At 36.1% G+C, this 19,686-nt stretch carries 21 protein-coding genes; 17 read left to right on the top strand and 4 right to left on the bottom strand.

From position 1 onward, the window contains the following. Positions 1-6 precede the first annotated feature (6 nt). Entirely contained in the window at positions 7-927 is a 921-nt protein-coding gene (locus IGI52_RS11855) for a nucleoside hydrolase (RefSeq protein ID WP_016179613.1), read from the top strand. Between the two features lie 61 nt (positions 928-988). Here the strand turns inward: IGI52_RS11855 and IGI52_RS11850 are convergent, their stop codons facing one another. Then, positions 989-1,324 carry a PepSY domain-containing protein gene (locus IGI52_RS11850; RefSeq protein WP_016179614.1) on the bottom strand — a complete coding sequence of 112 codons (336 nt, stop codon included), beginning with the start codon at positions 1,322-1,324 and terminating at the stop codon, positions 989-991. Between the two features lie 215 nt (positions 1,325-1,539). Between IGI52_RS11850 and IGI52_RS11845 the strand changes: the two genes are divergently transcribed. The 4 genes from IGI52_RS11845 to IGI52_RS11830 all read left to right on the top strand — a co-directional run bounded on the left by IGI52_RS11845 (position 1,540) and on the right by IGI52_RS11830 (position 3,495). Next, a complete protein-coding gene (locus IGI52_RS11845) occupies positions 1,540-1,857 on the top strand; it encodes a thioredoxin family protein (RefSeq protein ID WP_016179618.1) in 318 nt (105 codons plus the stop codon). A 9-nt stretch (positions 1,858-1,866) separates the two neighbouring features. After that, the gene (locus tag IGI52_RS11840; protein WP_016179619.1) at positions 1,867-2,322 is read left to right on the top strand and encodes a universal stress protein; all 456 of its coding nucleotides are present in this window, start codon (positions 1,867-1,869) and stop codon (positions 2,320-2,322) included. Positions 2,323-2,515: 193 nt separating this feature from the next. Further along, the gene (ytpR, locus tag IGI52_RS11835) at positions 2,516-3,127 is read left to right on the top strand and encodes a YtpR family tRNA-binding protein (protein ID WP_016179620.1); all 612 of its coding nucleotides are present in this window, start codon (positions 2,516-2,518) and stop codon (positions 3,125-3,127) included. A 182-nt stretch (positions 3,128-3,309) separates the two neighbouring features. After that, positions 3,310-3,495 (top strand): hypothetical protein, encoded by a 186-nt coding sequence (locus IGI52_RS11830; protein ID WP_102871909.1) that lies wholly within the window; start codon positions 3,310-3,312, stop codon positions 3,493-3,495. 70 nt (positions 3,496-3,565) lie between these two features. Here the strand turns inward: IGI52_RS11830 and IGI52_RS11825 are convergent, their stop codons facing one another. Next, the gene (locus tag IGI52_RS11825) at positions 3,566-4,855 is read right to left on the bottom strand and encodes a S1C family serine protease (protein ID WP_252654312.1); all 1,290 of its coding nucleotides are present in this window, start codon (positions 4,853-4,855) and stop codon (positions 3,566-3,568) included. 414 nt (positions 4,856-5,269) lie between these two features. On the opposite strand from IGI52_RS11825, the gene rlmH reads away from it, so the two are divergent. The 4 genes from rlmH to IGI52_RS11805 all read left to right on the top strand — a co-directional run bounded on the left by rlmH (position 5,270) and on the right by IGI52_RS11805 (position 11,230). Continuing rightward, positions 5,270-5,749 (top strand): 23S rRNA (pseudouridine(1915)-N(3))-methyltransferase RlmH, encoded by a 480-nt coding sequence (gene rlmH / locus IGI52_RS11820; protein WP_252654313.1) that lies wholly within the window; start codon positions 5,270-5,272, stop codon positions 5,747-5,749. A gap of 354 nt (positions 5,750-6,103) precedes the next feature. Beyond that, the gene (locus IGI52_RS11815) at positions 6,104-9,550 is read left to right on the top strand and encodes a tetratricopeptide repeat protein (protein ID WP_438781396.1); all 3,447 of its coding nucleotides are present in this window, start codon (positions 6,104-6,106) and stop codon (positions 9,548-9,550) included. After that, positions 9,547-9,993: a hypothetical protein gene (locus tag IGI52_RS11810; RefSeq protein ID WP_438781395.1), complete on the top strand. Its 447-nt coding sequence runs from the start codon at positions 9,547-9,549 to the stop codon at positions 9,991-9,993. The genes IGI52_RS11815 and IGI52_RS11810 overlap by 4 nt, the downstream gene beginning before the upstream one ends. 4 nt (positions 9,994-9,997) lie before the next feature. Continuing rightward, entirely contained in the window at positions 9,998-11,230 is a 1,233-nt protein-coding gene (locus IGI52_RS11805) for a phosphorylase family protein (RefSeq protein ID WP_438781394.1), read from the top strand. Positions 11,231-11,569: 339 nt separating this feature from the next. Here IGI52_RS11805 and IGI52_RS11800 read toward each other — a convergent pair whose 3' ends face one another. Both IGI52_RS11800 and IGI52_RS11795 read right to left on the bottom strand, forming a co-directional pair. Next, on the bottom strand, positions 11,570-12,280 hold the full coding sequence (locus IGI52_RS11800) for a TVP38/TMEM64 family protein (protein WP_438781392.1): 711 nt from the start codon (positions 12,278-12,280) through the stop codon (positions 11,570-11,572). Then, positions 12,280-13,209: a rhodanese-like domain-containing protein gene (locus tag IGI52_RS11795; RefSeq protein WP_438781391.1), complete on the bottom strand. Its 930-nt coding sequence runs from the start codon at positions 13,207-13,209 to the stop codon at positions 12,280-12,282. The genes IGI52_RS11800 and IGI52_RS11795 overlap by 1 nt, the downstream gene beginning before the upstream one ends. A gap of 496 nt (positions 13,210-13,705) precedes the next feature. On the opposite strand from IGI52_RS11795, the gene IGI52_RS11790 reads away from it, so the two are divergent. The 8 genes from IGI52_RS11790 to IGI52_RS11755 all read left to right on the top strand — a co-directional run bounded on the left by IGI52_RS11790 (position 13,706) and on the right by IGI52_RS11755 (position 19,593). After that, entirely contained in the window at positions 13,706-14,005 is a 300-nt protein-coding gene (locus IGI52_RS11790) for an ArsR/SmtB family transcription factor (protein WP_222226320.1), read from the top strand. A gap of 16 nt (positions 14,006-14,021) precedes the next feature. After that, on the top strand, positions 14,022-15,008 hold the full coding sequence (locus IGI52_RS11785) for a permease (RefSeq protein WP_438781389.1): 987 nt from the start codon (positions 14,022-14,024) through the stop codon (positions 15,006-15,008). A gap of 20 nt (positions 15,009-15,028) precedes the next feature. Further along, the gene (locus tag IGI52_RS11780; protein ID WP_438781388.1) at positions 15,029-15,259 is read left to right on the top strand and encodes a thioredoxin family protein; all 231 of its coding nucleotides are present in this window, start codon (positions 15,029-15,031) and stop codon (positions 15,257-15,259) included. A 254-nt stretch (positions 15,260-15,513) separates the two neighbouring features. Beyond that, positions 15,514-15,861: an ArsR/SmtB family transcription factor gene (locus IGI52_RS11775; RefSeq protein WP_137439433.1), complete on the top strand. Its 348-nt coding sequence runs from the start codon at positions 15,514-15,516 to the stop codon at positions 15,859-15,861. Further along, positions 15,839-16,216, top strand: coding sequence for an arsenite efflux transporter metallochaperone ArsD (gene arsD, locus IGI52_RS11770; protein ID WP_438781386.1), 378 nt, complete (start codon positions 15,839-15,841; stop codon positions 16,214-16,216). The genes IGI52_RS11775 and arsD overlap by 23 nt, the downstream gene beginning before the upstream one ends. A 34-nt stretch (positions 16,217-16,250) precedes the next feature. Next, entirely contained in the window at positions 16,251-17,978 is a 1,728-nt protein-coding gene (gene arsA / locus IGI52_RS11765) for an arsenical pump-driving ATPase (protein ID WP_438781384.1), read from the top strand. Positions 17,979-18,270: 292 nt separating this feature from the next. Beyond that, positions 18,271-19,356: an ACR3 family arsenite efflux transporter gene (gene arsB, locus IGI52_RS11760; protein WP_438781382.1), complete on the top strand. Its 1,086-nt coding sequence runs from the start codon at positions 18,271-18,273 to the stop codon at positions 19,354-19,356. Between the two features lie 69 nt (positions 19,357-19,425). Beyond that, a complete protein-coding gene (locus IGI52_RS11755; protein WP_434266829.1) occupies positions 19,426-19,593 on the top strand; it encodes a hypothetical protein in 168 nt (55 codons plus the stop codon). Positions 19,594-19,686 lie beyond the last annotated feature (93 nt).

Below are 19,686 nucleotides of genomic sequence, written 5' to 3'. Positions count from 1 at the left end.
TACCCTATGAAGAGAAAACCAATCATTTTAAGCACCGATCCGGGAATCGATGATGCCGTAGCGATTGTCTTAGCCCTTTTTAGTGAAGAGCTGGAGGTAAAACTGATTTGCCCAACCTTTGGCAATGTCAATTTAGAACATACAAAATCAAATACGGAAAAATTATTAACTCTATTGAAAAAGTCCCCTGAAGTTGTTTTGGGAAGTTCACATTCGTTGCTAAGAGAAGCAATCGATGCCAGTGAGATTCATGGAGAGTCGGGGATGGATGGCTATGATTTTCCTGAAGCTACTATTTTTGCGGATGAATCCCAAACCGCTGTTGCAGCGATGCATGAGATCGTGAGCCAAGAAGAGCAGACGATTCTAGTTGGGATCGGCCCCTTAACCGATATCGCGTTGTTCATTCATCTTTATCCCCAAGATTTGCCGAAGCTTGATCGCATCGTTGTGATGGGCGGCAGCTTAGGGCGAGGAAATTATGGTGTGTTGTCTGAATTTAATTTTGCCGCCGATCCGGAAGCGGCAAAGATCGTTTTCAACAGCGGCGTACCGATCCAAGTAGCGCCATTAGAAGTAGGCAATCAAGCCAAAATCATGCCAGAAACTACAGATAAGATTCGCAACTTCGGAGAAATCGGTAAGATGATCCATCAATTATTTACGAACTATCGCAGCGGCAGTTTGGTATCAGGACTAAATATGTATGATGCGCTGGCAATCGCTTTGATTCTAAAGCCGGAGATGTTTGAGCTTGTTTCTACTAGAGTTGAGATTGAAACAACTCCATCATTGAGCTATGGTGCATCACTAGTTGACCTAGAGAACTATTTGCATTTACCAGCAAATGCGGAAGTGGCGACTAAGGTTGATCCAAAGCAGTTTGAACAATGGTTTGTTGAGACTTTGGCAAAAACAATGAGCTAAAAAAGGAATAAACTATTTATACAGACAGTAAAAGCGTAGGCCGATTTTTTCGACCTACGCTTTAGTCATTAATGATACGATCGATACTTAATACCGCACCGGTTTTAGCATCAGCTTTAAATTCATAAGCGACCAAGTGATCATCTTCTGTCCGAGTGATTCCGCCAGAAAGAATATCCATCGTGATAGCGAATTTTTGCATGGGCTCAGTGTCGAAGGAAATCCAAGAGCCTTCGATTGGTCCTTCTTTCAGAAAAGCCGCTTTGATTTGATCCAGGACCTTGTCTGGGGACATTTTTTGTTTTTTTCGATAATAGTGATTTGCTGCGATGCCTGCAGCTAAACCGATCGTTGAACCGATAGCCAAGCCTTGCGCGAATCTTTTTGTTTTCTCCATAGCATAGACCTCCTTGTTTGTCGTTCATCTATTTTCTAGTCAAATATAGTTTTGTGTGTACGCCTTATTTTACCATTGTTACAAACGAATTTGAAAATTATACGTCATTATTTTAGATAAAAGGGAATGATTATAGGAATGGGAGAGTTCGCTTCTTTCTCAAAAAGAATGAAAAGTGTATAATCAGAGGTAGTAAATGAAAAGGTCGTGACGCTATGATTATCCCTAAAAGTATTGAAGAGTTAGCTGGTTATGCGGAAAAAGGCAAGAATGTGTTTTTCTTTACTGCTGATTGGTGCGGCGATTGCAACTTCATCAAACCACAGATGCCAGAGATCGAAGCAGCATTTCCGCAGTTTCAATTTATCCAAGTCGATCGGGACGAATATATTGATGTGGCAGCCGAGTGGAATATCTTTGGGATTCCTAGTTTTGTCGTAATCAATGACGGAGAAGAATTAGGTCGATTAGTTAATAAAAATCGCAAAACAAAAGACGAAATCGCTGGCTTTTTGCAACGAGTAGAAGGGTAGGAGATTGTTATGTTTACACAATCATATCAAAACATCTTAGTCGGAATTGACGGCAGCGATCAAGCCATGGAAGCCTTCAAAAAAGCGCTGGCTGTGGCAAAACGTAATCACGGAACTGTTTATGTGGCCAATGTGATCGATCATCAAGTCTATACGTTCATGAGTTATTCGCCTTTAAATGAAAATATCATGGATCAATTAACCGCCGATGCGAAAAATCTGATCAATGAATGCAAAGCCTTTGGCAAAGAATATGGCTACAACAAGATCGAAGGGATTATCGCCTATGGATCAGCCAAAGAAGCGATGGCGAGAACCCTGCCAGAGAAATACGACATTGATTTAGTGATGGTTGGACAATCGGGGTTGAATGCGGTAGAACGCTTCATGACCGGCAGTGTTGCCAGCTATGTGATCAAAGAAGCCTTATGTGACGTGTTGATCGTTCATCCAAGTGCCGAATAAAAGCTGGCTTGACCAGCTTTTTATTTTGAAAAAAAGAGGATCGGGATGGATTGGCAAACTCGTTAAAATTGCTTTTTAAAGTTTGCTTCTTGCTGATGAAGTTTGTTTGCTGAGCTAGAAATGAAAAAAATCTCATGCAAAAGTCCTGTCAGATTTGTTAAGATACGAGAGGAATACGACTGGAGGTAAAAACGTGATTTTTGCGTATAATAAACAAAATGTCGGCGATACCTTAATGGTCATCGTCAAAAATGATGAAAACAAGGAAAATTCTGTCGAACGAAAGGGCACGGTTGCCCGTGTTCAAACAACCGATGGGAAAACTGTCGCTTGGAACTTTTTCAATGTTTCAGACTACTTAACCATTCATGGCAATGGACAAGTTGAGCTATCAGAAAAAGATATTGAAGTCTTGAATGAACAATTAAAGCAATCCGGTTTTGAAGAACGCTTGGTGGCAGATCTTTCACCAAAATTTGTTGTGGGCTATGTAAAATCGTGTATTGATCACCCGGATTCAGATCATTTGCATATTACCGAGACAGAAATTGACGGTGGAGAAACGTTGCAAATCGTTTGTGGTGCTCCTAATATCGAAGCTGGACAAAAAGTCGTTGTCGCAAAGCCTGGCGCGATGATGCCTGATGGACAAATGATTTGGCCCGGCAGCTTACGCGGCGTAGAAAGCTTTGGCATGATCTGTTCAGCCAGAGAATTGCATTTACCAAATGCGCCTGAGAAGAAGGGCATTTTAGTATTGGCTGAAGATGCTAAAACTGGTGAGAAGTTTGAAGTAGGGAAATAAAAAAATCTCTGTTTTGACAGTCGACTGGCTGTTAAAACAGAGATTTTTTGTATGAGCAGGAAAATTTTTATTCGCTAAAAGAACGTTTAGGATGTTTTTTCTACCATTTAAGATAAAACGACTCAGTATTGTTGTGTGAAATGGTACACTCAGAAAAAGTTTATTCGAAGGAGGGAGAAAAATTGCTTTTATTTCTATTCGTTTTATCACTTATTAGCCTAGTTTTGTCTTTCATGATGAATACTAGAATAAAAAAACAAGCTTTAGAGACATCATTTGGCATAATCGCCTTTATTCAAGGTGGAACTTTAGGTGCGTTAGTAATAATATTATTGATCTTGTTAATCAAAGGAAGAACCTTAGGGTAAGATCTCTATTTTTGAATTTCAAAAAAAGAACGCATCTACTCAGGCTGTAAGTAGATGCGTTTGATTCTTTTTAGTTCCCTTGTTGCTGTGAGTTCAATTTCAAAGAATTGGCATCAATACTTAATTTAACAGAAACCGTTTCTTTTTTATCCTTGCGATAATAAGTGATTTTCACGGTATCGCCAACTTTGTGTTTGTACAATTCAGATTGCAATTCGACGCCAGTTGAAACGTCTGTGTCATCGATTTTGGTAATCACGTCGTATTTCTTCAAGCCCGCTTGATCCGCTGGGGTAGAAGATTGAACGTTGTTAATTACGACCCCTTGGGTAACAGAGCTAGGGACTTTGACGATCTCGCTGACTTGTTCCGTCGATAGATCAGACAGGTTGACCATTGTGATACCTAAAGCTGGGCGAACCACTTTGCCGTCTTTTTCTAATTGGTTGATAACATTCACGACATCGTTACTTGGGATGGCGAAGCCGATTCCTTCCACACTAACATTTGATTCCGTTTGAACAATTTTACTTGAATTGATTCCGATTACTTGTCCAGCCATATTGACTAATGGACCACCGGAGTTCCCAGGATTGATCGCCGCGTCTGTTTGGATCGCGTTGATATTCACCGTTTGACCTTCATCATTTTGGTTGACGACTTGACGATTCAAGGAAGAAATAATCCCCGATGTTACGGAATTTGCATATTGAGAGCCTAAAGGAGAACCTAAGGCGATGGCTGGTTCTCCAACTTTTAGATTGTCAGAATCACCAAAGGTTGCTGGTTTGATATCTGCCACTTTGTCTGATTCGACTTTTAAGACAGCCAAGTCAGTATAAGAATCGGTTCCCACCAAGGTTGCTTTAACTCTTGAACCGTCTTTCAACAAGACTTCTAAACCATCCTGTTTTTCCACCACGTGATTGTTGGTTACGATGTAGGCTGTTTTGCCCTCCAGCTTGTAAATGACCCCAGAACCCTCTGATGTTTCTTCAAGCTGTCCGCTATCTTCCTGTGACTGTTGATTGTCATTTCCGCCGAAAAAGTCAGAGAAGCCGCCTAAACCACTTTGTGACTGTTGTTTTTGCAAGTTGATAACAGAGACAACCGCATCTTGTACTTTACTAGCCGCATCAGTAATATCTGAATTTACATCCACCTTCATGTTGCTGACTTTTGTATTACCAGCACTTGGTGAACCGCTAGCATTTTGGTTATTCGGTGCAAGCAGCGAACCATTCGCTACATAAAAAATCCCAATTGTTAAAACAGCACCAAGAACACCGCCTAATAAGCTGGTCCCAAAGCGCCTAAAAAAACCTGGAGATTTTTTTGGTGTAATATCTTTTCTCATCATATTTACTCCACCTCTACTGTGTTATACGTTATATTAAGTATAGTATTTTATTGTAAGGTAAGTCTACTACAGCGATTTGACTTTTTTATGAAAAAGTTTCGTAGGAAAATATAGATAAATGATGAAAAAACTTGTTTTCCACAAGATTAGTGGAAAACTAAGGAAAAAGTTTGTTAATTGATTTAGTTTTTTTATCCACATAAATGTGGATAAAGTGGATAACTCGGTGGAAAACGTATGTTTGTATAGAGGATTCCTTACAAAAAGGGAATCAATATCCGAAAAACTGTGGATAAACCTGTGATTAGTGTGCATAACTACGTGGAAAAAGACAAAGACTTCTGTTTTTAACTGTTTTGATCGGTGGAAAAGTTTAATAAGCAAAAGAAACTATAATGAAAAAGGTGAAATATGATGAACATCAAAATTATTTCTGTGGGAAAATTAAAAGAAAAATATCTCGTTCAAGGAATTTCAGAATATACGAAGCGCTTATCGAAGTATTGCAAGATCACGCTAGTCGAAGTCCCAGATGAGAAGGCCCCAGAAAAACTCAGCGATGCCGAAATGATCCAAGTCAAAGAAAAAGAAGGAGAACGCATCCTTGCGAAGATCAAAGAACAAGAATACGTCTTCGCCCTAGCCATCAATGGCAAAAATCCTAGCAGCGAAGACTTCGCTGCCACGCTAGACAAATTGCAAACCAGCGGCAAAAGCCAATTCGTTTTTGTCATCGGCGGCTCACTAGGATTAAGTGATCAAGTCCTAAAACGCAGCAATGCGCAGATTTCATTTGGCAAGATGACTTATCCACATCAACTGATGCGGTTGATTTTGGTGGAGCAGATTTATCGGGCATTTAGGATTAATGCGGGGGCTCCTTATCATAAGTAGGGATATAGAACACAATAAAAGGAATCGTGCTTGATATTATCGAGTACGATTCCTTTTTTATTGGAAAGCATGAGTAAATGATTAATTGCATTTTATATGGTTTAAACCGCCACGTTTTTTCAGCTGTTTATAATAGCTGAGGCGATCGTTGCGGAGGGGCGTAACTAAAGCAATCCTAGGATTAATATTAATGTAATTCAGTATAAAATTATATTAAGGCTTAGTAATACTTATTTCATTGTCTTTTTAGATGGAATTTGAAGAGATCAATCACAGCATAAGGAAAGTCATAAAAAGTGTGATGCAATTTGAGGGATGCATCGTTATAATTATATATGAAAAAGGAGGGGTATAATGTTAAGTAATAATATTCGAAATATTTATAGTTACGTTTCAAAGTCCTCAGTCAAAACTCCATTAAGGAAAGCAGTTTCGATGTCGAAAATTGATTTATCAATAAACGAAATACCTATGTATGTGGAGAAGTTACTAAAAGTTCCATACTATAACAAAGAAACCATATCAAACGCGCCATTTCCTGATACTCTTAATGAGTTAGGAAGTATTCCTTACTATTATAGTAGCCTTTCTATAGAGAAAGAATTGATTTGGACAGCATCGTTTCTGCAGCATTACAAAAAGGAATTGGATCTTTTTCTGAAGTTACGAGAAGAATATTACCATTCGTTGCTTCTAGGTGACAAAGAAACTGCAAGAGTAATGTTGAATAAAATAGAATCAGATATAGGCGTCTCTATGTGGAGCTTACAAAATAAAATATTTTTATTACAGGAGATTGATGGGTTAGAAAAACATAAAGAGTATGTCGGTGATATTCTAGGTGAAGATTCTAAAATTGAAATGACGGTTCAATTTGTTTTTTCATATTTGACAATATTGATAGAAGATAACGTTTCTGCAGACAAGTATATATCCCGCGTTAATGAAATTATTCAACATTTAAAAAATGAAGATAACCCGACTACGTTCATTGACTATCTAGTTTATAAACTGAATTTTGAAACTCAACCTAACTATGATTTTTTATCCTCACTTGTTTTTGAGAGTAAGATGTCAATGGTGGATCGCTATTGCACCTTTATCAAAGTTTTAAGATTGATCCCAATAAGCGAGCTTTCCAATGGATGTGTTCAATTATTGTCAAATTTATTAGAAGATTTCGATGAGGTACAGTCCATTCTTAAAGCTGGAACGAATTCTGATAGCAATTTCCTTGAATGTTTAGATCTTTACACAATTGGAGATTATGAATCTTCAATAGAAAGGGTACTAGAATATTTAATAGAGCAGCCGACAAGAACCGATTTTTACCCTCTTTTAGTGAAAGCCATTATACGAAACAACCAAAAAATTGATGATATCGTTAAGATACCTCAGAAGAGTGTTCTTTATGATATCTTAAAAGGATTTTATGAAATATATTTGAGTACTAACAAATTTGAAGATTCTTATAATGATATAAAGAAAATTACTTTTCTATTCTCTAATGATTTGTGGTCTTGGCAGGTTCGTGGTCTACTTGAAGAAATTCGATTAGGAGAAGGTTTAGGATCTGAGAACGTTTTTATTTCAAGTTATTGGAGAAATGTAAGAACTGATAATCCCTTACTTATATTAAAGGGGGGAGATAACGATGCACACACATTAAATTCTTTTCTGGGAATACTTGAGCAACATGAGGACAGCATCACACTTCAGATTGCCGATGCATTACTTAATAATGATGATAGTTTTATTTCGTCATTAGATATTCCAGACTACAGAAAACAAAATTTTCTATCAAAAATTTTCTTCCGAAAAGGTGAATTTGAAGATGCAGAAGAAAATTTTGAACAGTTAATTCAATCAAAAGATTTTGATTCAAATGTTAAGGGTTATCAAGGGTTTATTAATCTCGCTATAGAGCAGCAAAAGTTTGAGAAGGCTGTTAATTTGTTGGTCAATATGGTATTAAAAGATAATAAAATTATTCAACAATTGTCATTAAACTCACTTTTAAATTGTATAGAAATTAAAATGAAGAAAGAAAAATACAATAGCGAATTATTGAAAGACATTTCTTTACCCATACTTTATGCTATTTATTCTCAATACTATTCACACGATAAAGATAATATGATTCATGTTTTTTATGAAGAATATTTGATGGCTCACGGAGTGACTAAACCCTCAGAATTAAGTGAAGAGAATTTCATTGGAGTACCTAGAGAACTTGTCGTTTACTTTTATAGAAATGTTTGTATAGAAAATATCATGGATAACTCAATGTACTTTGAGACTTCCGAGAGTATTAGAAATGAACGTATCAAAATATGTAAAATTTTAATTTCATTAGATCCATCATCTGAAGAAGCATATTTGGATGAAATAAAAGAAATAACCAGAAAACAAATTATTCAGCGTGGAATTCTTGAAGTTGAGCAAAGTAAAATTATAGTTGACACTTCAGGAATAATGAAGGCTTTGGAAAAAAATCTGAGAGAGAATTTTGAACGCTATAAAAGTTTCCTCGCAGGAGACATAAAGGGATACACAAGTAAACCAAAATATATTCATATTTCTCTAGATGAGGAGTATGATACTACAGTCAAAGTCATGATGCCTTCTGATGAAAAACGTAGATTGTTTAATACAATAGTTTTCGAATTACGAGATAGTTTTGTAAGTAGCAACGAATACGGTTTAGATGGATACTTAAGTGTAGGAATAAGACACGGAACTCTATCTGGTCAATTGCGTTCACAAATTGAAGTTGAAGAATTAATTACAAAAAAAGATAGTGAAACGGACAAATATGAAGTTTCACCAAAATGGATTTCAGAAATTTATAATAGTAACTCTTCACGACTGGAAAGAACACTAGATAACTTTGGAAAAACAGTAGACTCTCTTATAAAAAAACTTAAAGATGATTGGATTCAAATTCGCACTGAAACTTCAATTAAGAAAAAAGGTCTTTTCGATTTCAGGATGTATATAAATGAATTGGAGTTTCTTGAGTCTCAAGTTAGTGTAGATACAACATATGAGGAAGTAGTAGAGTTAATAATGACTACTTTATGGGAGAAAACAGATAAAAGTTTAGAAGATGTAAGACGCCACATTGTTGGAGAACTTTCTGTAGATTTTGAAGAGGCGTTCAATAAACTTGTTGAAGAAATTGATTCATTGAAAGATATAATGGATATTTCGAATATTAGAAAGAGTGCATTACAGGCTAAAACGTCAACTCAATATGAATTGCAGAAGATTGCTTCTTGGTTCAGTAGAAGCAATAGCACTAAATCCACTAATTATGATATTGGCCTCCCTATAGATATAGCTTTAGAATGGACGAAGAATATTTATAATCAACAATCAATAGAACTGACTAAATTAATCCCGCAAACAGAAATGAAGGGAGATACACTGAAGGGACTTACGGACATTACATTTATTTTATTCGATAATATTATTAAGCATTCAAAGATCAATGGTGCCATACCTGTAACGATAGAACTAAAAAAAGATAATGATAAAATTCGTCTTATATGTGAAAATAAAATAAACTCAGACATTATTACTGTAGAAAACAAAGAAAAATTAGATGATATTAGAAAAAAAGCAATGAATAACCTCGAATATGTAAAAAAAGAGGGTGGATCAGGTTTTCACAAAATTGCTAAAATATTATCTATCGATTTCAATAGTAAAGAATCGAATGCAATTAACTTTGACTATAAAGACAATGATACTTTTTCTGTCGAAATTGTAATTGATAGTGGGGGGATTGGTGTATGAACGTTTTGATAATAGAGGATGATAAAAATAAAGTATTGCAAGTTAAGAACTTTTTGATTAAAAGGTATCCAGATATAAAAATTACGGATCGATTTTCTTATCAGTCAGGATTGATGGATATGTATAAAAATGATTATGACGTACTTCTTCTTGACATGAGTATGCCAACATTTGACATATCAGAATCAGAAAGTGGCGGAAGATATCGACCATTTGCTGGATTGGAAATATTGAGTCAGATGGATCGTAGAGGTATTGAGACGCCAACAATAGTAATTACTCAATTTGAGCAATTTGGTGATTTAGAGAATCATATTTCATTAAAGGAACTACGTGTGAAAATGGAAACAGAATACAATGATATTTATATGGGAACAGTTTATTATAACTCTGCCGAAAATAATTGGATGACTGAACTAGAAAATTTACTATCAGGGGTTTGAAAATATGAGAATTTTATTGATTGAAGACGACACAAAAAAAATGACCAAAATTGCCAAAATTATAAATGAAAAAACTGATACTACAGCTTTGATTGATACAGCTGTGTCCTTAGACCATGCAAAAAAAGATCTTTTAAAAAATTTATACGATTTAGTTGTTTTAGATATTCAATTACCCGGAAGGATTGGAGAAGATGTTATAGCCGATGGAGGAGTTAAACTTCTTGAGGAGATTAGCATGGGTAGATTTAAAACGCCTATGCATATAATTGGCATAACTGCTTATGAGGATACGTTTACCACTGAATCGGAGAAGTTCGATGATATGTTGTACTCTTTAATCCATTATGATGAGAGCAATAACACGTGGGAAAAAAAATTATCAGTAAAGATAGAGCAAATTATGAACAATAATCTTTCTAATCAAGTAGAAACTTTTCATGACTACGATTATGATGTTGCACTTCTGTGCGCGCTTGAAAAAGTTGAGTTAGAAAGTTTGCTAAGTATTAAGGAGTATAATTGGGAAATAATGGATGTGGTTAGGGATGAAACCACCACATATTATTCTGGAAAACTTGAAACAAATTCTGGGAAGCAAATCCGTCTTATAGCTGCTGCGGCCAATCAAATGGGGATGGTAGCATCAGGAGTTTTATCAACAAAAGTAATCGCACTTTTTAAACCAAGATATGTAATTATGCATGGAATAACTGCAGGCGTTAGAGGAAAAGTAAATTTAGGTGATATAATAGTAGCCAGTAATAGTTGGGATTATAATAGTGGGAAAATTGAAAGAAATACTTCGGGAGAAGATACATTTATGCCGGATAGTTATCCACTAAGATTAGATAGTCAGATTGCTAGAAAGTTTAGATTAATAGCCAGTGATCATACTTTACTCGCAGATATTAAAAATAAGTGGCCAGCGTTAAAACCAGAAACATCTTTATCTGTGGCAATAGGAGATTTAGCTTCTGGAGGAGCCGTTATTGCCACTCCTGCTATAGTTGCAAATATTAAAACTCATGCAAGAAAAATACTTGGTATTGAAATGGAAGCATACTCAGTTTTTCTTTCTGCAGATCAAGCACTACTTCCAAAACCAGTTCCAATCGTTGCAAAGTCAGTTTGTGATTTTGCAGATGACGATAAAAATGATAGCTATCAGAATTACGCAGCGTATACAAGTAGTCAGATCGTTTATCACCTTATAAAAACTGAGTTAGACTTTTGATAGTATAGGATTTTTTACAACGAATTAAGTAATTGTAAAAAATCCTTATTTTAAATGTTCGAAATACAAGTAACTCCAAGCTATATTTCCTATTCAGATTCATAAATAGTGTATGGTTAAGACTAAATCTTATATGTCACTTGCTTCGTAACACTCTCTTTCTCAGTTATTCCTATTGAAGAGGAGTACAAATATCATTCACTTATGATACGCGGAGCCGTATCATAAATGATGATATTTTTTATGTTTTAACAGTATAGGATGGATTATAAGGTGATAGCGAGAAGCTAGAAATGATTAAAGAGGGCTGTTGATACAATCAATCAGCCCTCTCTAATTCTATTGTTCTGTTGATTCTTTTTTTCTTCGTTCATTATAGATCTGTTTAATTACGTAAATCCCAATGAACAAGGCAAACATACTCAGTAAACCAAACATAACTTTTTGACTATTGCCTGTTAAGTTGCTTCCTACATATGAATAAACAATAGTTGCAGGCAATTGTCCTAATCCAGTAGCAATTAGAAACGGTATTGGTTTGATCGCCGTTAACCCAGCGGCATAACTAATAAAATCAAAAGAGATAAAGGGCAACAACCGACAGATAAGGATCGTGTGTTTTCCATATCGGTCAAAGTATTCATCTAATTTCTGTAAGGAAAAGTTTTTATTTATTTTCTCTACGACATCTCTACCAGCGATCCGAGCAATATAGAAGCACAGTAGGGCTCCAGCCATTGCGCTGCTCCAAGAAAGAATTGCTCCTTGCCACCAACCGAACACCGCTGCGTTTGCAAAGGTAATCAAAAATGCAGGTAATGGTGCGATTACTGATTGAAACATCATTAGTAGAAACGAAATCAGGATTGCCCAAGCACCAAATGATTTTATATAGCCAATAATACTTTCGACACTCATTGAACGAAACAGCATCAATACTTGAGTAAGTTTTGATTTGAAAGCAGGGACGTACATGAAGCTAATGATACCTATTAATACGACTAGTATTAGTATAATTCTGGCTAGTTGTTTCTTATTGAACTTCTTCATTATTTTTCAACATCTTCTACTTTAGCCCAACGATAGAAGGAGCCATCGTAGTTTTTAACGTTTTTGAATCCGCACATATCCATTACTAATTGCGTGTAGGCTGAACGAATACCTGCGGTACAGTAAGTCACGATTTTATCATCTTTTGACAAGCCAGCATCTTCAAATAATTTAGTTAATTTCTCATTACTCTTTAGAGTACCATTTTTGTTGAACATATCAGTGTATCGAACTTGGATTGCTCCAGGAAGATGGCCGCCTTTTGCCTCACCGTATAATACTTCACCATCGTATTCTTCATCTGCACGAACATCGACAATTTTATAGTCATCATAATCTGCTTTGAGTTCATCTGTTTTGATCATATGATCTTGGTTCAGAGAATCTATCTCAACGTCTACAGGTTTTAATTCAGTTCCGCCTTTATTCGTTTTTATTCCCGCATCCTTAAGCGCTGAGAAACCGCCATCGACCATTTTTACATCTTTATATCCAGCAGCAAGCAACTCCCATGCGATCCGGCCATCGTCACCCCAACCTTCTTGAGCAGAAGCGAATAGAACGACTTCTTTATCTTTATCGATCCCTTTTTCATCAAGACGCTCAGCTAATTTTTTAGGCTCTAAAACTAAGCCCCAATTTTCGTCACCAGAAGCCCCGCTTTCTACATCTGCTAGATATTGCCAGGCCATTGGAACAGCTTCTTTTACTGTCCCTTTCTTGGCAGCATCATCACCTCGAGCGTCGATCAGAATGATATCATCAAGGTTATCCTTTACGTAATCTGCATCAACGGTATATTCTCCCTTAAAAGTCGTTTTAGGACTAGTTGCTTCTTTAGTTGAATCGTCTGTAGCATCATTTGAACTTCCACAACCTGTAAGAGTTAATCCTAAAGCCAGTACTGCTAATGTTAAAACTTTTTTCATAATGATCCTCCTAATGTATTGATTTGATCATTCAAATCAACCAACAAATAAAAAATACGATAACACCAAAAATAAATGAAAAACGATTCCTTCCAAACCGGAAGACATCCACCTACAATAATTCAACGCACAAAAAAGAAACATACGTATTCGTATGTTCTCCAGAATAATCCTCTAGTAGTGATTGATTTCACATTAAATAAAAGAATAGATTTGGAGGGAAGGATTCATTTACATTCTTAGAAACTCTAAGTTTACCAGTTACTCATTGTCATAGATGCAATGCAAACATTTCCTTCACCTCCAATTGTTTTTACGGCAGTCTTCATGTAGAAGTATATAAAAACGTTTTCTTGATTACAATACCAACTTATTCTTATTTCTATAAAAGAATAAATTATCAAAAAAAGAAAAAGACAGAAACCATTGACAATACATAGATGATCATCTATATTCTATATATAGACAGATATCTATGTAAGGAGGCATATACATTATGAACTATGTTGAATTGTCCGTAATGTTAAAGGCACTCGCTGATCCCAATCGTTTGAAAATCGTGGACCTCTTGTCAAATGGTAGTTTATGCGCATGTGATATCTTAGAGCATTTTGATTTTACTCAGCCAACTCTTTCGCATCATATGAAGGTGCTAGAGAAGGCCGGAATCATTTTTGTGACAAAGAACAAAAGTTGGCATCATTATTCGTTAGAGTTAGATTTTTTGAAGCAAGAAGTGGGTGTACTTGAAGAAATTCTCTCTATTTCAACAAGTGTGGAAGAATCTTTGAGTTAGTTGGGAGGAGTATTAGATGTGGGAATGGGTTAGTGATCAAGTTTTTAAAATGGTCTGGCTGAACGATTTAGCTGGTAGGTTGTTGGAGTTTTTCGGGATGTCCTTGGACAGTAAACTTGGAAGTAGTCTGCAATTTTTTATCTTTGATACGATAAAGATTTTCATTCTATTGTCCGTTTTGATTTTTACAATGGGAGTAATCCAATCCTTTTTTCCTCCTGAAAAAACGAAAGTCATACTTGGTGGTTTGAAAGGTTGGAAAGGGAATATCTTGGGAGCTTTACTTGGAACTGTGACTCCTTTTTGTAGTTGTTCTAGTATTCCGATCTTTATTGGTTTTACTACTGCTGGGCTTCCATTGGGCGTGACATTTTCTTTTTTGATTTCGTCGCCTATGGTTGATATTGCTTCAATAATACTGTTGATGTCCTTCTTTGGAGCTAAAATAGCAATACTGTATGTAATTGTAGGTCTGTTTTTGGCAGTTATTGGCGGTACGATTATTGATAAACTAGGAATGGAAAATGAGATCCAAGGCTACATCAGAAAGATGGAAGACGCTGCAACCTTTGTCGAAGAATTGACTTGGAAAGATCGTTTCCGTTTTGGTGTTGAACAAGTTAAGGAAGTAGCCGGAAAAGTTTGGCCTTATGTAATCATTGGCGTAGGTATCGGGGCAGCTATCCATAATTGGATACCAGAAAGCTTTATTCAAACTGTACTAGGAAAAGACAATCCATTTGCGGTCGTTTTAGCAACGGTTATCGGCGCACCAATTTACGCGGATATCTTTGGAGTGCTGCCTATTGCGGAAGCTCTTTTCAGTAAAGGAGTTCCAATAGGGACACTAGTATCATTTATGATGGCAGTTACCACACTGTCATTACCATCATTGATTATGTTGAGTAAGGTTGTAAAACCGAAACTATTAGCATTATTCATAGGTATATGTATGGTTGGCATTTTACTTATTGGATTTGCTTTTAATTTATTACCAATTTAGAAAATGAAAGGATGAAGGAAATGATTATCAAAGTTTTAGGACCAGGTTGTAAGAATTGTCAAAATCTAGAAAAAAACGTAAAAGAGGCACTCGATTCGTCGGGTAAGGAAGCGGAAATCGTAAAAGTTACAGACATGATTGAGATCCAAAAGTATGGTGTAATGAGAACTCCAGGATTGGTTATTAATGACAAAGTAGTTGTATCCGGACGAGTCCCTAAAGCGAAAGAAATTAAAGAACTACTCGCTTAATTGAGCTATAGTTTACAACCAGATTTAAAGAGTGTGTCCTTAAAAATGTGCTCCTCAAGCAAGAAGTAGCCATCAGACTTGAAGAACCTTTTTACTGGATTAGGACGCACTCTTTATTATGAGTAAATTCTATTTGAGTATACATATTACAAAATAAAATAATTGATTATTGAACAAAGAAACTCTTGACAACACATAGATGTACATCTATATTGTAAACATAGATGAGTTTCTATGTAAGGAGGAATAGGATTATGAATTATGAAGATATGTCCAAAACATTAAAAGCACTTGCTGATCCTAAACGGTTGAAGATCATCGATCTTTTGTCATGCGGCAGTCTGTGTGCTTGTGATATCTTAGATCATTTTGATTTTACACAGCCAACACTTTCTCATCATATGAAAGTATTGGAGAAAGCTGGAGTCGTTCTTGTAACGAAGGAAGGTACTTGGCATCATTATCAACTAACTGATGCTTTTATCGATCAATTTATGGGTTCAATGATGCAATTATTCTCTGCTAAAGATGATTGCATTTGTAAAAAAATAAACTGTGATTGTAAAGGAGAAAAAAGTGATGAAAAAATTGGAACTATTTGAACCAGCCATGTGCTGTTCAACAGGAGTCTGCGGTCCATCAGTGGATGAAGAATTATTAATGGTGACCTCAGTCTTTGAAACTTTCGAAGGGATTGATTCAGTGGATGCCTCTCGTCATAATTTAACGAGCGATCCAGACGCATTTGTGAATCAACCAACAATTTTAAAATTACTCCAAGAAAAAGGAAATGACATTTTGCCAGTGACATTATTAGACGGCGAAATCGTAAAAGAAGGATCATATCCTACGCTTGAAGAGTTTGGAAAATATGGTGATGTTCATTTTGTCACTCAATCAGCAAATAACTCTGGCGGTTGCTGCGGCGGAAATAGTGGGTCCGAAGGCTGTTGCTAACAGCCTTCTTAAAGAAAAGTAAGGAGGAGATGTAATGCTTCAATATATTCCCCAAAAGATGGGATTAACTAAATATCTGTTTTTCACAGGTAAAGGTGGCGTTGGTAAAACAACAACTGCTTGTGCGACTGCAACATCTTTGGCGCAAGAGGGTAATAAAGTCATGTTGGTTAGTACTGATCCAGCTTCAAACCTGCAAGATGTTTTTCAAACCACTTTGACCAACAAGCCAACTGCGATTGATGGAATCGATAATTTGAAAGTAGCGAACTTTGATCCAATTACGGCTGCTGAAGAGTATAAAGAAAGTATCGTTGGTCCTTATCGTGGGATTCTTCCAGATAGTGCTCTAGTCAATATGGAAGAACAATTATCAGGATCTTGTACAGTGGAAATCGCTGCGTTTAACGAATTCGCGAACTTTTTGACCGATAAAGAGGTTGCAGAACAATATGACTATGTCATCTTTGATACAGCTCCAACGGGTCATACATTAAGAATGCTGCAATTGCCTTCTGCTTGGAATAATTTCCTTGATGAAAACACCACTGGGGTTTCTTGCTTGGGGCAATTATCCGGTTTGGGCGACAAAAAAGAGATGTATGAAAAAGCGGTAGAGACTTTGAGCGACGCCAGCCAAACGACTTTGATCCTAGTCACTCGTCCGCAAACTTTTCCATTGATTGAGGCGGAGCGTGCTTCAGAAGAGTTGCTAAAATTGGGAATCGAAAATCAAAAATTAGTTGTGAATGGTCTATTGATTAATCCTGATGACGCGATTTCTCAAGTAATCTACTCTGAACAACAAAATGATCTAAAAGAAATGCCAGAACCGTTGAGTAAATTTGACACTTATTTTATTCCACTTCGACCTTATAATGTTACTGGTGTAGATAAGCTTCAAGTTTTATTGAGCGATCAACAGCCTACCATTTTAGAACAGACACAAGAACATGCTGAGTTTCCTAATTTGGATGCGATCGTAAATGAGTTTATTCGCACAAATAAAAAGATTATCTTTACGATGGGGAAGGGCGGCGTTGGTAAAACGACAGTTGCAATTCAAATTGCTGAGAAGCTGGCACAATCAGGTAAAAAGGTTCATTTGGCGACAACTGACCCTGCTGATCATCTAAACTTGTTTCTTTCAAATAAGCTGCCAATTTCAATCAGCCATATCGACGAGGAAAAAGAACTAGAGGCATACAAAGAAGAGGTTCTTTCGAAAGCTCGCGAGACGATGGACGCGGATGATGTTGCTTATGTAGAAGAGGATTTGCGTTCACCTTGTACACAAGAAATCGCAGTATTTAGAGCTTTTGCGGAGATCGTAGATAAATCAGAAAATGAGATTGTTGTTATTGACACAGCACCTACGGGACATACGTTACTTCTTTTAGACTCTACTCAAAGCTATGCAAAAGAAGTTGAGAGAAGCTCAGGTGAAGTACCAATATCGATTCAAAAGCTATTACCAAGATTGCAGAACGGGAATGAAACGGAAGTATTAATGGTCACACTTCCTGAAACAACACCAGTTTACGAGTCGATGCGCTTGGATGAGGATTTGGATCGTGCAAAAATTGCTCATACATGGTGGTTAGTCAATCAAAGTATGTACGCTACAGATACATCCAATGAAGTGTTAAAGGCACGTGCTACGAATGAGATTGAATGGATTAACAAAGTAAAAGATCTCTCAGATGGACATTTTGCGGTAGCTGAATGGGTTCCAAACTTTGACGCAGAATTAGTTCATTAATTTTTTTGAATTTAATATAGATGAATCTCTATATAGGGGTTCATCTATTAATTTGCGAAAAATTCAGAAAAAAGAGTGAAAAAGTAATTGAGTCGCCTTTGGGTGTTGCTAGAATAGCCACCATAATACTAATTTGTAATTATGCATTTTTTAAAAAAGAATAGTACAAGCTATCTGATTGTAAGATTATTCTCATTCACTACCGGGAGCTAAATTTAATTGCTTTAGTGAATGTTGCTTTAACAGTAAAAAAATAGTTTAAAAGAAGGCGCAAGCCACTAGGAGGAAATAGATGAGTTCTGAAAATGATAAACAGGGTTTAGGTATTTTTGAAAAGTATCTAACGTTATGGGTAATTTTATGCATGGCTGCAGGAGTAATAATTGGGAAATTTTTACCGAGTGTTCCAGATACGTTAAGTAAGTTTGAGTATTATCAGGTATCTATCCCCACAGCAATCTTAATATGGTTAATGATTTATCCAATGATGTTAAAAATTGATTTCACCAGTATTGTAAGAGCCGCTAAAAAGCCTAAAGGATTAGTTGTTACCTGCGTGACGAATTGGTTGATCAAACCTTTTACAATGTATGCTATATCCGCATTTTTCTTCTATGTAGTTTTTAAAAATCTTATCCCAGTTGATTTAGCTAAAGAGTATGTTTCTGGAGCGGTTATATTAGGGGCTGCACCATGTACAGCTATGGTATTTGTATGGAGTTACTTAACAAAAGGGGACGGGGCATATACTTTAGTGCAAGTAGCGATCAATGATTTGATTATTTTGATATTGTTTGCACCGATAGTCGCTTTTCTTCTTGGTGTAGACAATGTTGTTGTTCCGATGGGAACGCTGCTTTTATCGACTATTCTGTTTGTTGTAGTGCCGTTACTTTTAGGTTTTGCTACTAGAGTGTTGATAATAAAAAATAAAGGCAAAGACTATTTCGAAAATGTTTTTCTAAAGAAATTTGATTCTGTTACAATCGTTGGTTTATTGCTAACGTTGATTATCATTTTTTCTTTTCAAGGAGAAAAAATACTGGCAAATCCAACGCATATTTTATTAATTGCAATTCCACTAACCATCCAAACGCTACTAATTTTCACTATAGCTTATGGATGGTCAAGATTTTGGAAGTTGCCTCATGAAATTGCTTCACCAGCGGGAATGATCGGGGCAAGTAATTTCTTTGAACTGGCGGTGGCAGTGGCTATTTCTCTTTTCGGACTACAGTCAGGTGCGACTTTAGCAACAGTCGTAGGAGTGCTGGTTGAAGTGCCTGTTATGTTGTTATTAGTAAAAATTTCCAATAATACAAAGTCATGGTTTGTGAAGTCAGATGAGATGACCAAAATGGATAATCTGTACAACTGATTAAGACGAAAGTTTTTAATAATTGTAGGGAGATTGATTAATTAGTAAGTCGCTGAGGAAATAAAGCTTATGTCAGAAGAAAAAAGAGTAGTCGCTAGATTATCAGGGATGTCAATGTCTTTTATTCTAGCAAAACTATTAAACTATCCAATTAGTATCGGAATATTTATCAACTTTATTACGCTAATTTTGGTACTCTATTTATTAGCAAAAAGGAAAGAAAGGCAAGAAAAATAGAGTCATGTGGTCGATTGGCCACATGACTTTTTACAGTAATAGTATTAGAACTAGTTTGTTTATGAAGAGGTTTATTACGAAAGGAAATTTTTA

It is taken from the genome of Enterococcus sp. DIV0187 (genome assembly GCF_051713785.1).
Classification (GTDB): Bacteria; Bacillota; Bacilli; order Lactobacillales; family Enterococcaceae; genus Enterococcus_A; species Enterococcus_A avium.
This window is presented reverse-complemented; position numbering and strand designations above follow the sequence as displayed.

Bases quoted from the DNA above. Each gene is read 5' to 3' on its own strand.
- arsB (WP_438781382.1), top strand. From the start codon at position 18,271: ATGAGTTCTGAAAATGATAAACAGGGTTTAGGTATTTTTGAAAAGTAT.
- IGI52_RS11840 (WP_016179619.1), top strand. From the start codon at position 1,867: ATGTTTACACAATCATATCAAAACATCTTAGTCGGAATTGACGGCAGC.
- IGI52_RS11845 (WP_016179618.1), top strand. From the start codon at position 1,540: ATGATTATCCCTAAAAGTATTGAAGAGTTAGCTGGTTATGCGGAAAAA.
- IGI52_RS11850 (WP_016179614.1), bottom strand. From the start codon at position 1,324: ATGGAGAAAACAAAAAGATTCGCGCAAGGCTTGGCTATCGGTTCAACG.
- arsD (WP_438781386.1), top strand. From the start codon at position 15,839: ATGAAAAAATTGGAACTATTTGAACCAGCCATGTGCTGTTCAACAGGA.
- IGI52_RS11855 (WP_016179613.1), top strand. From the start codon at position 7: ATGAAGAGAAAACCAATCATTTTAAGCACCGATCCGGGAATCGATGAT.
- IGI52_RS11805 (WP_438781394.1), top strand. From the start codon at position 9,998: ATGAGAATTTTATTGATTGAAGACGACACAAAAAAAATGACCAAAATT.
- IGI52_RS11810 (WP_438781395.1), top strand. From the start codon at position 9,547: ATGAACGTTTTGATAATAGAGGATGATAAAAATAAAGTATTGCAAGTT.
- rlmH (WP_252654313.1), top strand. From the start codon at position 5,270: ATGAACATCAAAATTATTTCTGTGGGAAAATTAAAAGAAAAATATCTC.
- IGI52_RS11800 (WP_438781392.1), bottom strand. From the start codon at position 12,280: ATGAAGAAGTTCAATAAGAAACAACTAGCCAGAATTATACTAATACTA.
- IGI52_RS11815 (WP_438781396.1), top strand. From the start codon at position 6,104: ATGTTAAGTAATAATATTCGAAATATTTATAGTTACGTTTCAAAGTCC.
- IGI52_RS11755 (WP_434266829.1), top strand. From the start codon at position 19,426: ATGTCAGAAGAAAAAAGAGTAGTCGCTAGATTATCAGGGATGTCAATG.
- IGI52_RS11825 (WP_252654312.1), bottom strand. From the start codon at position 4,855: ATGATGAGAAAAGATATTACACCAAAAAAATCTCCAGGTTTTTTTAGG.
- IGI52_RS11785 (WP_438781389.1), top strand. From the start codon at position 14,022: ATGTGGGAATGGGTTAGTGATCAAGTTTTTAAAATGGTCTGGCTGAAC.
- IGI52_RS11795 (WP_438781391.1), bottom strand. From the start codon at position 13,209: ATGAAAAAAGTTTTAACATTAGCAGTACTGGCTTTAGGATTAACTCTT.
- IGI52_RS11775 (WP_137439433.1), top strand. From the start codon at position 15,514: ATGAATTATGAAGATATGTCCAAAACATTAAAAGCACTTGCTGATCCT.
- IGI52_RS11780 (WP_438781388.1), top strand. From the start codon at position 15,029: ATGATTATCAAAGTTTTAGGACCAGGTTGTAAGAATTGTCAAAATCTA.
- arsA (WP_438781384.1), top strand. From the start codon at position 16,251: ATGCTTCAATATATTCCCCAAAAGATGGGATTAACTAAATATCTGTTT.
- IGI52_RS11790 (WP_222226320.1), top strand. From the start codon at position 13,706: ATGAACTATGTTGAATTGTCCGTAATGTTAAAGGCACTCGCTGATCCC.